At 71.1% G+C, this 12,393-nt stretch carries 11 protein-coding genes and 1 pseudogene; all 12 read left to right on the top strand.

Features of this window, described 5'->3' with window-relative positions; translation table 11 throughout:
* Nucleotides 1-105: 105 nt before the first annotated feature.
* Nucleotides 106-822: pseudogene (locus AC068A_RS22980) on the top strand (glutamate ligase domain-containing protein); the annotation flags it as partial.
* On the top strand, nt 819-1,889 hold the full coding sequence (gene mraY, locus AC068A_RS22975; RefSeq protein WP_478587632.1) for a phospho-N-acetylmuramoyl-pentapeptide-transferase: 1,071 nt from the start codon (nt 819-821) through the stop codon (nt 1,887-1,889). The pseudogene AC068A_RS22980 and the gene mraY, both read left to right, overlap by 4 nt.
* Nucleotides 1,871-3,310, top strand: a complete 1,440-nt coding sequence (murD, locus tag AC068A_RS22970) for a UDP-N-acetylmuramoyl-L-alanine--D-glutamate ligase (RefSeq protein WP_478587630.1) — start codon at nt 1,871-1,873, stop codon at nt 3,308-3,310. Before mraY ends, murD begins: the two co-directional genes overlap by 19 nt.
* Nucleotides 3,311-3,378: 68 nt before the next feature.
* Nucleotides 3,379-4,779, top strand: coding sequence for a putative lipid II flippase FtsW (gene ftsW, locus AC068A_RS22965; RefSeq protein WP_478587628.1), 1,401 nt, complete (start codon nt 3,379-3,381; stop codon nt 4,777-4,779).
* Nucleotides 4,780-4,785: 6 nt separating this feature from the next.
* Nucleotides 4,786-5,880 (top strand): undecaprenyldiphospho-muramoylpentapeptide beta-N-acetylglucosaminyltransferase, encoded by a 1,095-nt coding sequence (murG, locus tag AC068A_RS22960; protein WP_478587626.1) that lies wholly within the window; start codon nt 4,786-4,788, stop codon nt 5,878-5,880.
* 341 nt (nt 5,881-6,221) lie between these two features.
* Nucleotides 6,222-6,926 carry a cell division protein FtsQ/DivIB gene (locus AC068A_RS22955; RefSeq protein WP_478587650.1) on the top strand — a complete coding sequence of 235 codons (705 nt, stop codon included), beginning with the start codon at nt 6,222-6,224 and terminating at the stop codon, nt 6,924-6,926.
* 280 nt (nt 6,927-7,206) lie between these two features.
* On the top strand, nt 7,207-8,415 hold the full coding sequence (gene ftsZ / locus AC068A_RS22950; RefSeq protein WP_478587624.1) for a cell division protein FtsZ: 1,209 nt from the start codon (nt 7,207-7,209) through the stop codon (nt 8,413-8,415).
* Nucleotides 8,412-9,143, top strand: coding sequence for a peptidoglycan editing factor PgeF (gene pgeF, locus AC068A_RS22945; RefSeq protein ID WP_478587622.1), 732 nt, complete (start codon nt 8,412-8,414; stop codon nt 9,141-9,143). The genes ftsZ and pgeF overlap by 4 nt, the downstream gene beginning before the upstream one ends.
* Before the next feature lie 3 nt (nt 9,144-9,146).
* On the top strand, nt 9,147-9,866 hold the full coding sequence (locus AC068A_RS22940) for a YggS family pyridoxal phosphate-dependent enzyme (RefSeq protein WP_478587620.1): 720 nt from the start codon (nt 9,147-9,149) through the stop codon (nt 9,864-9,866).
* A gap of 151 nt (nt 9,867-10,017) precedes the next feature.
* A complete protein-coding gene (locus AC068A_RS22935) occupies nt 10,018-10,629 on the top strand; it encodes a cell division protein SepF (protein WP_478587618.1) in 612 nt (203 codons plus the stop codon).
* Between the two features lie 59 nt (nt 10,630-10,688).
* Nucleotides 10,689-10,985 carry a YggT family protein gene (locus AC068A_RS22930; RefSeq protein WP_030155988.1) on the top strand — a complete coding sequence of 99 codons (297 nt, stop codon included), beginning with the start codon at nt 10,689-10,691 and terminating at the stop codon, nt 10,983-10,985.
* Between the two features lie 82 nt (nt 10,986-11,067).
* On the top strand, nt 11,068-12,270 hold the full coding sequence (locus AC068A_RS22925; RefSeq protein ID WP_478587616.1) for a DivIVA domain-containing protein: 1,203 nt from the start codon (nt 11,068-11,070) through the stop codon (nt 12,268-12,270).
* Nucleotides 12,271-12,393: the final 123 nt, after the last annotated feature.

Genomic DNA, 12,393 nt, shown 5'->3' with positions numbered 1-12,393 from the left:
GAGTGGGGAACTGTTCCCACGCCCCCCCATCCGCGCGGGAAGCGCGACCCCCCCCCCCCCCCCCCCCCCCCCCCCCCGCGGCGCCCCCCCCCCCCCCCCCCCGGGGCCCGTACGCTGCTCTTCGGCGAGGCCGAGGACGCCGACGTACGGGCTTCGGAAGTCCGGATGACACCTGCCGGACAGCCCTCCTTCACACTTCACACACCCACCGGGTGCGGCGAAGTGACCTTGCGCCTGTACGGTGAGCACCACGTGTCGAACGCGCTTGCCGCGGCCGCCGTCGCCCACGTGCTGGGCATGTCCGTCCACGAGATCGCCACCGCGCTCTCCGGGGCGGGCACCTTGTCCCGGTGGCGGATGGAGGTCACCGAGCGAGCGGACGGCGTCACGGTCGTCAACGACGCCTACAACGCGAACCCCGAGTCCATGCGGGCCGCACTGCGTGCGCTGGCCGCCATGGGCGGCGCCGCCAGGGCGAACGGGGGGCGCACGTGGGCGGTGCTCGGTCCCATGGCCGAGCTCGGCGACTCCGCGCTGGCCGAGCACGACGCGGTGGGACGGCTTGCCGTCCGGCTCAACGTGAGCAAGCTCGTCGCAGTCGGGGGCAGGGAAGCGTCCTGGCTGCAACTGGGCGCCTATAACGAGGGTTCGTGGGGTGAGGAGTCGGTGCTCGTGTCCGACGCGCAGGCGGCGATCGACCTGTTGCGCAGTGAACTGCGCCCGGGTGACGTCGTGCTGGTGAAGGCTTCCAGGTCGATCGGCCTGGAGCGGGTCGCGCAGGCGCTGCTCGACGGCGCCGAGGGCGAGGTCGCCGGCCGATGAGGCAGATCCTGTTCGCGGGTGTCATCGGTATGTTCCTCACCGTCATCGGCACCCCGCTGCTGATCAAGCTGCTGGCCCGCAAGGGCTACGGCCAGTTCATCCGCGACGACGGCCCGCGCGGCCACCTCGGGAAGAAGGGCACGCCCACCATGGGCGGCATCTCCTTCATCCTGGCCACGCTCATCGCGTACGCCCTGACGAAGGTGCTGACGGGCCAGACGCCGTCGTTCTCCGGCGTGCTGGTGCTCTTCCTGATGGCCGGCATGGGCCTCGTCGGCTACCTCGACGACTACATCAAGATCGTCAAGCGGCGTTCGCTCGGCCTGCGGGCCAAGGCCAAGATGGCCGGCCAGCTGATCGTCGGCATCGCCTTCGCCGTGCTGGCCCTCCAGTTCAAGGACGCCCGCGGGCTCGCCCCGGCCTCCACCAAGCTGTCGTTCGTCAACGACTTCGGCTGGTCGATCGGCCCCGTCCTGTTCGTGGTCTGGGCGCTGTTCATGATCCTGGCCATGTCCAACGGCGTGAACCTGACGGACGGTCTGGACGGCCTGGCCACCGGCGCCGCCGTGATGGTCTTCGGCGCCTACACCTTCATCGGCGTCTGGCAGTTCCAGGAGTCCTGCGCCAACGCGCAGACCCTGACCAACCCCAACGCCTGTTTCGAGGTGCGCGACCCGCTCGACCTCGCGGTCGTCGCGTCCGCGCTCATGGGCGCCTGCTTCGGCTTCCTGTGGTGGAACACCTCGCCCGCCAAGATTTTCATGGGTGACACCGGCTCGCTGGCCCTCGGCGGCGCGCTCGCCGGTCTGGCGATCTGCTCCCGCACGGAGTTCCTGATCGCCCTCCTCGGCGGCCTCTTCGTGCTCATCACCCTCTCGGTGGTCATCCAGGTCGGCTCGTTCCGACTGACCGGGAAGCGCGTCTTCCGGATGGCACCGCTGCAGCACCACTTCGAACTCAAGGGCTGGTCCGAAGTGCTCGTGGTGGTCCGCTTCTGGATCATCCAGGGCATGTGCGTGATCGTCGGACTCGGACTCTTCTACGCTGGATGGGCAGCCGACAAGTGACCTCCTGGCAGGGCAAGAACATCACCGTCGCCGGTCTCGGCGTGAGCGGCATCAGCGCCGCCCGCGCCCTGGCCGGCCTCGGCGCATCGGTCACCGTCGTGGACGGCGGCGACGGCGAGGGCCACCGCGCCAAGGCCGCCGAACTCGCCGACCTGGGCATCTCCGTCCGCCTCGGCGACGCCGAGACGCTGCCGGAGGGCACCGGCCTCGTCGTCACCTCGCCCGGCTGGAAGCCGGACAGCCCGCTGTTCGCCGCCGCGGCGGCGGCCGGCGTCGACGTCGTCGGCGACGTGGAGATCGCCTGGCTGCTGCGCGAGTCCCGCCCCGGCCGCAAGGCCGCCCCGTGGCTCGCGATCACCGGGACGAACGGCAAGACCACCACGACCCAGATGCTCGCCTCGATCCTCAAGGCCGCCGGCCTGAAGACCGCGGCCGTCGGCAACATCGGCACCCCGATCATCGACGTGGTGCTCGGCGAGGAGGAGTACGACGTCCTCGCCGTCGAGCTCTCCAGCTACCAGCTGCACTGGGCGCCCTCCGTGCGCGCCCACTCGGCGGCCGTGCTCAACCTGGCCCCGGACCACCTCGACTGGCACGGCTCGATGGAGGCCTACGCCGCCGACAAGGGCCGCATCTACGAGGGCAACACGGTCGCCTGCGTCTACAACGTGGCCGACCCCGCCACCGAGCGGCTCGTCGAGGAGGCCGACGTCGTGGAGGGCTGCCGCGCCATCGGCTTCACCCTCGGCGCCCCCGGCCCCTCCATGTTCGGCGTCGTCGACGGCATCCTCGTGGACCGTGCCTTCGTCGAGAACCGGCAGAAGAACGCCCAGGAACTCGCCGAGGTCTCGGACGTCACCCCGCCGGCCCCGCACAACATCGCCAACGCGCTCGCCGCGGCGGCCCTGGCCCGCGCCTTCGGCGTCCCGCCGCGCGCGGTCCGCGACGGGCTGCGCGACTTCCGCCCGGACGCCCACCGGGTCGCGTACGTGGACGAGGTCGGCGGGGTCGCGTACATCGACGACTCCAAGGCCACCAACACGCACGCCGCCGAGGCCTCCCTGGCCGCGTACGAGCCCGTCGTGTGGATCGCGGGCGGCCTCGCCAAGGGGGCGACCTTCGACGAGCTCGTGCAGAAGTCGGCCGAGCGGCTGCGCGGCGCGGTGCTGATCGGCGCCGACCGGGCGCTCATCGCCGGGGCGCTGGCGCGACACGCCCCCGATGTCCCGGTCGTCGACCTCGACCGGACCGACACTGGGGCGATGCTCGCGGCGGTCCGGGAGGCGGCCCGGCTCGCCGAACCCGGTGACACGGTCCTGCTGGCACCCGCCTGTGCGTCGATGGACATGTTCGCGAACTACAACGAGCGCGGGGACGCATTCGCGGCCGCGGTGCGCGAACTGGCCGCCGAAGGCGCCTAGGTCAGGCAGGAGGCTCCTTCCCGACCGGGCGGCTGCTCGCCTCGTACGAGTGGAGGGGAAGGTCACAGATGCCGGCCAAGGAGGTACTGCCGGGGCGGCGGCCGCCCGCGGGGAAGGCCGCCGCGGGGCCCTTGAAGGGCCTGCGGGCCGTCAAGGTGCAGGGCCGCAGACGCCCGGTGCCGGGAGCGAGGCGGCCCGCCGGGGGCGGGCCGCTGACCCGGCTGCGGCGCACCCAGCGGCAGTTGCGCCGGGCCTGGGACCGGCCCCTCACCGCGTACTATCTGATCTTCGGCAGCTCGCTGCTCATCACCGTGCTCGGCCTGGTGATGGTCTACTCGGCCTCGATGATCAAAGCGCTCCAGCTGGGCCTGGGCGACGCGTACTTCTTCAAGAAGCAGTTCATCGCCGCCCTGATCGGCACCGGGCTGCTGCTCGCCGCCTCCCGGATGCCGGTCAAGCTGCACCGGGCGCTGTCCTACCCCGTGCTCGCCGGCACGCTGTTCCTGATGGTCCTGGTCCAGGTCCCCGGGATAGGGGTGTCGATCAACGGCAACCAGAACTGGATCTCCCTCGGCGGCCCGTTCATGCTCCAGCCCAGCGAGTTCGGGAAGCTGGCGCTGATCCTCTGGGGCGCCGACCTGCTGGCCCGCAAGGGCGACAAGGGCCTGCTGACCCAGTGGAAGCACCTGCTGGTGCCGCTGGTCCCGGTGGCCTTCCTGCTGCTCGGGCTGATCATGCTGGGCGGGGACATGGGCACCGCCGTGATCCTCGGGGCCGTCCTGTTCGGCCTGCTGTGGCTCGCGGGCGCCCCCACCCGGCTCTTCGTGGCGGTGCTGGCCTTCGCGGGTGTGATCGTCGCACTGCTGATCAAGACCAGCCCCCACCGCATGGACCGGCTGGCCTGCCTCGGCGCGACCGAACCGGGCAAAAACGACCTCTGCTGGCAGGCCGTACACGGGATCTACGCCCTCGCCTCAGGCGGATGGTTCGGTTCCGGTTTGGGGGCCAGTGTGGAAAAATGGGGGCAACTGCCGGAAGCCCACACCGACTTCATCTTCGCCATCACCGGGGAGGAACTGGGCCTGGCGGGGACGCTGTCGGTACTCGCCCTCTTCGCGGCTCTAGGCTATGCGGGTATCCGCGTGGCCGGACGCACGGAGGACTCCTTCGTACGCTATGCCGCGGGAGGCGTGACCACCTGGATCACGGCCCAGGCCGTGATCAACATCGGTGCGGTGCTCGGCCTGCTGCCGATCGCCGGAGTCCCGCTCCCGCTGTTCTCGTACGGGGGCTCCGCCCTGCTGCCGACCATGTTCGCGGTCGGACTGCTCATCGCCTTCGCGCGGGAGGAGCCTGCCGCGCGTGCGGCGCTCGCGATGCGCCAGCCGAAGTCCGGCTGGAAGCGGACCGGGCAGAGATGGAAGTCGATGAGACGGCGCGCCACGAGGCGTCCGTCCGGAGAGCGGTGAATTTCGGTGCATGTCGTACTCGCCGGTGGAGGGACCGCCGGCCACATCGAGCCCGCGCTCGCCCTCGCGGACGCCCTGCGCAGGCAGGACCCCTCCGTGGGCATCACCGCCCTCGGCACGGAGCGCGGGCTCGAGACGCGCCTCGTGCCCGAGCGCGGATACGAGCTGGGCCTGATCCCCGCCGTCCCGCTGCCCCGCAAGCCCACCCCCGAGCTCATCACCGTCCCGGGGCGGCTGCGCGGCACCATCAAGGCGGCCGAGGAGATCCTGGAGCGCACCAAGGCCGACGTCGTCGTCGGCTTCGGCGGCTACGTGGCCCTGCCCGGCTACCTCGCGGCCAAGCGCCTCGGCGTGCCGATCATCGTCCACGAAGCCAACGCCCGCCCCGGCCTGGCCAACAAGATCGGCTCCCGCTACGCGCACGCCGTGGCCGTCTCCACGCCCGACAGCAAGCTGCGCGGGGCCCGCTACGTGGGCATCCCGCTGCGCCGCACCATCGCCACCCTGGACCGCGCCGCGGCCCGCCCCGAGGCCCGCGCCACCTTCGGCCTGGACCCCAACCTGCCGACCCTCCTGGTGTCCGGCGGCTCGCAGGGCGCCCGCCGCCTCAACGAGACCGTCCAGCAGGTCGCCCCGACCCTCCAGCGCTCCGGAATCCAGATCCTGCACGCGGTCGGTCCGAAGAACGAATTGCCGCACGTCGACAACATGCCCGGGATGCCGCCCTATGTCCCGGTACCGTACGTGGACCGGATGGACCTCGCGTACGCCGCCGCCGACATGATGCTGTGCCGCGCGGGCGCGATGACCGTCGCCGAACTCTCCGCCGTCGGGCTCCCCGCCGCGTACGTCCCGCTGCCGATCGGCAACGGCGAACAGCGGCTCAACGCCCAGCCGGTGGTCAAGGCCGGCGGCGGCCTGCTCGTCGACGACGCGGAGCTGACGCCCGACTGGGTGCTCGGCAACGTCCTGCCGGTGCTGTCCGACCCGCACCGCCTGTACGAGATGTCCCGCGCCGCCTCCGAGTTCGGCCGCCGGGACGCCGACGAGCTGCTGGTCGCGATGGTGTACGAGGCGATCGCCGCCCACCGGAACCGCTGAGGCGGTACAGCGCAGACGCAGGAGGCACAGGAGTGGCCGGAGCGAACACCGCACAGCGCGGGGCACCCGGTTCCGACCGGCCCGCCCGCAAGGGCAAGGGCTCCGGCTCCCCCAAGCCGCCCGCGTCGCCGCAGCCGCCCCGGGCGCCGAAGGAGCAGAAGCCGGCGAAGCCGGCCAAGACCGCGAAGGCCGCCAAGCCCTCGAAGCCCGCGAAGGCCCCGAAGGCCGCCAAGCCCTCGAAGCCGCCGAAGGCCTCGAAGTACACGAAGGCCGCCAAGGTCGCCAAGGTCGCCAAGGCCCTGTCCGCAGCGGGCCCCGGTGTGCTCCGCCTCGTCCGGTGGCTGCGCGGCCGGGGCCGCCTGGTGGCGGTCGCCGCGGCCACCGCGCTGCTCACCGCCGGCGTCTGCTGGGTGCTCTACGGGTCCTCGTGGTTCCGGATCGAGAAGGTGACCACGAGCGGCACGCAGGTGCTGACCCCCGAACAGGTCCTGGCCGCCGCGGCCGTGCCGGTCGGCGCCCCGCTGGTGGCCGTGGACACCGACGAGATCGGGCAGCGGGTCCGCGAGCGACTGCCCCGTGTCGATTCGGTCGATGTGGTCCGGGCCTGGCCCCGCGGAATCGGTCTCGAAGTGACGGAACGCAAACCCGTCCTGCTCATCAAAAAGGACGCCAACTTCGTGGAAGTGGACGCTTCGGGTGTGCGATTCGACACGGTTGCGAAAGCACCCGACGGCGTACCGCTCCTGGAATTGGACGCCGCGCAGTCGCCGAGCGGCCGCCGCTTCGACGAGGAGCGGCTGCTGCGCGAGGCCGTCGGCGTCGCCGGAGACCTCCCGGAGGCCGTCGCCAAGGAGACCGCGCAGGTCAAGGTGGGCTCGTACGACTCGATCGTGCTGGAGTTGACCCGAGGGCGCACGGTGGTGTGGGGGAGCGGGGAGCAGGGCGAGGCGAAGGGGCGTGCGCTGACCGCTCTGCTCAAAGCCGCACCCGGAGCTGCCCACTTCGACGTGAGCGTTCCCACCGCCCCTGCGGTGTCCGGGAGTTGACGTTCGGTCGCGCGGCGACACACCCTGGTTGGCCACCGATACGGGTGATCACATAGGGTGAAAAGAAAAACGGGAGGTTCGGCGTGTTCGTTGAACACGCGCTACTTGTCGACTTAGTGTCCTGTTCGGAAGAGTCCAGGGAACAGGCACACACTTAACCCTAAACTTCAGGGTTAGGGTTCGGGTCGGCGCGTTCGGACCGTCCCACATTTCGGCATCAGTCGTCGCAGCGCAGGCCCGCGAGGCGGCGACACGTAACTCGAGGCGAGAGGCCTTCGACGTGGCAGCACCGCAGAACTACCTCGCAGTCATCAAGGTCATCGGTGTCGGCGGCGGTGGTGTCAATGCCATCAACCGGATGATCGAGGTCGGCCTCAAAGGCGTCGAGTTCATCGCCATCAACACGGACGCACAGGCCCTGTTGATGAGCGACGCCGACGTCAAGCTCGACGTCGGCCGGGAACTCACCCGGGGCCTCGGCGCCGGAGCCAACCCCGAGGTCGGCCGCAAGGCGGCCGAGGACCACCGCGAGGAGATCGAGGAGGTCCTCAAGGGGGCCGACATGGTCTTCGTCACCGCGGGCGAGGGCGGCGGCACCGGCACCGGCGGCGCCCCGGTCGTCGCGAACATCGCGCGCTCGCTCGGCGCCCTGACGATCGGCGTGGTCACCCGCCCGTTCACCTTCGAGGGCCGCCGCCGCGCCAACCAGGCCGAGGACGGCATCGCCGCCCTGCGCGAAGAGGTCGACACCCTCATCGTCATCCCCAACGACCGGCTGCTGTCCATCTCGGACCGTCAGGTCTCCGTCCTGGACGCCTTCAAGTCCGCGGACCAGGTCCTGCTCTCCGGTGTCCAGGGCATCACCGACCTCATCACCACCCCGGGTCTGATCAACCTCGACTTCGCCGACGTCAAGTCCGTGATGTCCGAGGCCGGCTCGGCCCTCATGGGCATCGGCTCGGCCCGCGGCGACGACCGCGCGGTGGCCGCCGCCGAGATGGCGATCTCCTCGCCGCTCCTGGAGGCCTCCATCGACGGCGCCCGCGGCGTCCTGCTGTCCATCTCCGGCGGCTCGGACCTCGGCCTGTTCGAGATCAACGAGGCCGCCCAGCTGGTGAGCGAGGCCGCGCACCCCGAGGCGAACATCATCTTCGGCGCCGTCATCGACGATGCCCTCGGCGACGAGGTGCGGGTCACCGTCATCGCCGCCGGCTTCGACGGCGGGCAGCCCCCGGCCCGCCGCGACAACGTCATCGGTGCCGCGTCCACCAAGCGCGAGGAGCCCGCGCCGGCCCCGGTCCGCGCCCCCGAGCCGGTCCGCCCGGCCTTCGGCGGCCTCGGCACCGTGACCCCGCGCGAGGAGCCCCCGGCCCCCGTCGAGCCGGTCGCCCCGATCGAGGTCGCGCCCCCCGCACCGCAGGTCCCCACGGCCCGTCCCTACCAGGACAGCCCGGCCGAGGAACTGGATGTACCGGACTTCCTGAAGTGACACTGGGGCAGCACAGCGAGAGCGGCGCCCACTTCGCCTTCACCGACCGGTGGGGCGGGGTGAGCGCCGTTCCGTACGAGGAGCTCAATCTCGGCGGCGCGGTCGGAGACGACCCGGCCGCCGTTCTGGCGAACCGGGCGATCGCGGCGAAGGCCCTGGGCATCGAGCCGGACCGGGTGGTCTGGATGAACCAGGTGCACGGCAGGGACGTCGCGGTGGTCCCCGGACCCTGGCAGCCCGGCGAGGCCGTGCCCGAGGTGGACGCGGTGGTGACCGCCCGCCGGGGCCTGGCCCTGGCGGTGCTCACCGCGGACTGCACCCCGGTGCTGCTGGCCGACCCCGTCGCCGGGGTCGCCGGCGCCGCCCACGCGGGACGGCCCGGGCTGGTCGCCGGGGTGGTGCCCGCCGCGGTCGAGGCGATGGTCTCGCTCGGGGCCGAGCCGGGGCGGATCATCGCCCGCACCGGCCCCGCGGTCTGCGGGCGCTGCTACGAGGTGCCCGCCGCCATGCGGGACGAGGTGGCCGAGGCCGTCCCGGCAGCCTGGGCCGAGACGAGTTGGGGAACCCCCGCGGTCGACGTGGTCGAAGGGGTGCACGCCCAGCTCGCCGAGGCGGGGGTGGTGAACAGGCACCGCTCGCCGGTCTGCACACTGGAGTCGCGGGACCATTTCTCGTACCGCCGCGACCGGGTGACCGGGCGGCTTGCCGGATATGTCTGGTTGGACTAGTTGATGACGGATCGTAAGGCGGAACTCGCGGAGAACCTGGCGCGGGTGGAGGAGCGCATCTCCTCCGCCTGTGCCGCCGCGGGGCGCGCGCGGGACGAGGTGACGCTCATCGTCGTCACCAAGACCTACCCCGCGAGCGACGTACGACTGCTGGCGGAGCTGGGTGTCCGTCATGTTGCGGAAAATCGTGACCAGGACGCCGCCCCCAAGGCGGCGGCCTGCGCGGATCTGCCGCTCACCTGGCACTTCGTCGGCCAGTTGCAGACCAACAAAGCCCGTTCCGTCGCCGGATATGCGCATGTGGTGCAGTCGGTCGACCGGCCCCGGCTGGTCACTGCGCTGTCCGCGGCGGCGCAGCAGACCGGGCGGGAGCTCGGCTGCCTCGTGCAGATCGCCCTCGACGCCGAGTCGGGGGAGCGCGGCAGCCGCGGCGGCGCGGCTCCCGAGCAGCTCGCCGAACTCGCGGACCTCGTTGCGGGGGCGCCGGGACTGCGGATCGACGGTCTGATGACCGTGGCTCCGCTGGCCGGTCCCTACGCGGGGCGCGAACGGGCCGCTTTCGAGCGGCTGGTGGAAATGTCATCCCGCCTGCGCGCGGACCATCCGGCTGCCACGATGGTGTCGGCCGGAATGAGTGCAGACCTGGAAGAGGCCGTTGCGGCCGGTGCGACACATGTACGCGTCGGCACTGCGGTACTCGGCGCGAGACCCCGGCTCGGGTAACGTCGCGAAGAAAGTCGGACCACAGCAGAAAATATGGTCATTCCCGCTGGAGGGCGGACAGACCACGTGGATCGCGGGCAGTTGGTGACTTTGGTGACACAGCGACACACCTGCGACAGGGCGATCCACCACAGAGCGGAGGACTCAGAGAATGGCCGGCGCGATGCGCAAGATGGCGGTCTACCTCGGCCTCGTGGAGGACGACCGGTACGACAACCCCGGGTACGACCCCGACGACGAGTTCGAACCCGAGCCGGAACCGGAGCGTGATCGCCGGCGCCAGCAGCAGCCCGTGCACCAAACGCCCGTACCGGAAGAACCGGTGCGAGCCGTGCAGCCCCCGCCGCAACGGGAACCCACTCCCTTGCCGGTCGAAAGTGGACGTCCTGCGCGAATTGCCCCCGTGGCATCCATCACACCTGAACGCTCGAACGTGGAGAAGAACGCCCCCGTGATCATGCCCAAGGCCGTCTCCGAGCGGGAGCCGTACCGCATCACGACGCTGCACCCCCGGACCTACAACGAGGCCCGTACCATCGGGGAACACTTCCGTGAGGGCACTCCGGTGATCATGAACCTCACGGAGATGGACGACACGGATGCAAAGCGACTTGTCGACTTTGCAGCCGGTCTCGTGTTCGGATTGCACGGCAGCATTGAACGCGTGACACAGAAGGTGTTCCTGCTCTCGCCTGCTAACGTCGATGTCACGGCGGAGGACAAGGCCCGCATCGCGGAGGGCGGGTTCTTCAACCAAAGCTAGACCGATCCGTCAGACGCGGGGCGGAATCAGAGCGAGAGCAGGGGAGAGGGAAGCGCGGGATGGGTGTCGCACTGCAGGTGGTCTACATCGCGCTGATGTGCTTCCTTATCGTGCTGATCTTCCGACTGGTGATGGACTACGTCTTCCAGTTCGCACGTTCATGGACACCCGGGAAGGCGATGGTGGTCGTCCTGGAGGCGACCTACACTGTGACCGATCCGCCGCTCAAGCTTCTCCGGCGGTTCATTCCGCCGTTGCGTCTCGGGGGCGTGGCACTCGACCTGTCCTTTTTCGTTCTGATGATCATCGTTTACATCCTCATCAGCTTCGTGAGCACCGCTGCGAGAAGCGTGTGAGCGATGAGCTTTCCCGCACGCGCGGGGACAGTCCCGATACGGTCTTGCCGACTGCCGACGACTACGTAGAGGTGAAGAAGACATGCCGCTGACTCCCGAGGACGTGCGGAACAAGCAGTTCACGACCGTCCGCCTCCGAGAAGGCTATGACGAGGACGAGGTCGATGCCTTCCTCGACGAGGTCGAAGCCGAGCTGACGCGCCTGCTGCGCGAGAACGAGGACCTGCGCGCCAAGCTGGCCGCAGCCACGCGCGCCGCCGCGCAGAACCAGCAGCAGCAGGGCATGCGCAAGCCGGAACCCCAGGACCAGCGCCCCGGTGGTCCTGTGCCCGCCGCCATATCCGGCCCGCCGGCCCAGCAGGGCCCGCCGCAGATGGGCCCGCCGCAGCTCCCGGGCGGCCAGCCGCAGCTGCCCGGCGGCCAGCCGCAGCTCCCGGCCGGCCCCGGCCCGATGGGTGGCCCCGGCGGCCCGCAGGGTCCCGGCGGCCCCGGCCCGATGGGCGGACCCATGCACACCATGGGTGGTCAGCAGTCCATGGGCGGCCAGAACCCGCTCGGCCAGCAGATGCAGCCCATGGGCCAGCAGATGCAGCCGATGGGCCAGCAGATGCAGCCGATGGGGCAGCAGATGCAGCCCATGCAGCCGCAGCAGCCGCAGCTTCCGCAGCAGGGCCCCGGCGGTGACAGCGCCGCCCGCGTCCTGTCCCTGGCCCAGCAGACCGCCGACCAGGCGATCGCGGAGGCCCGCTCCGAGGCCAACAAGATCGTTGGCGAGGCGCGCAGCCGCGCCGAGGGCCTGGAGCGGGACGCCCGCGCCAAGGCCGACGCGCTCGAGCGGGACGCGCAGGAGAAGCACCGCGTCGCGATGGGCTCCCTCGAGTCCGCGCGGGCCACGCTGGAGCGCAAGGTCGAGGACCTGCGGGGCTTCGAGCGCGAGTACCGTACGCGTCTGAAGTCCTACCTGGAGTCGCAGCTGCGCCAGCTCGAGACCCAGGCCGACGACTCCCTGGCCCCGCCGCGGAACCCCGCCGGTCCGGCGCTGCCGCCGTCGCCGTCTCCGTCGATGGCCCCCGCCGGTTCGATGGGGATGGGCGGCCCGTCCCCGATGAGCAGCCCGTCGCCGATGGGCGGTCCCTCGCCGATGGGCGGACCGTCGTACGGCGGGCAGCAGCAGATGTCTCCGGCCATGACGCAGCCGATGGCTCCGGTGCGGCCTGCTGCGCCGCAGCCGATGCAGGCGCCGTCGCCGATGCGCGGCTTCCTCATCGACGAGGACGACAACTGACGCCGTCGTCGGCAGTCACCACGGGCCGGGGGGGGGGGGGGGGGGGGGGGGGGGGGGGGGGGGGGGGGGGGGGGGGGGGGGGGGGGGGGGGGGGGGGGGGGGGGTGGTGCTCTCCTTTTGGGG

Source organism: Streptomyces sp. NPDC043854 (genome assembly GCF_056436005.1).
The sequence above is the reverse complement of the archived record's forward strand: the minus strand, read 5'-3'. Positions and strand labels throughout refer to the sequence as shown.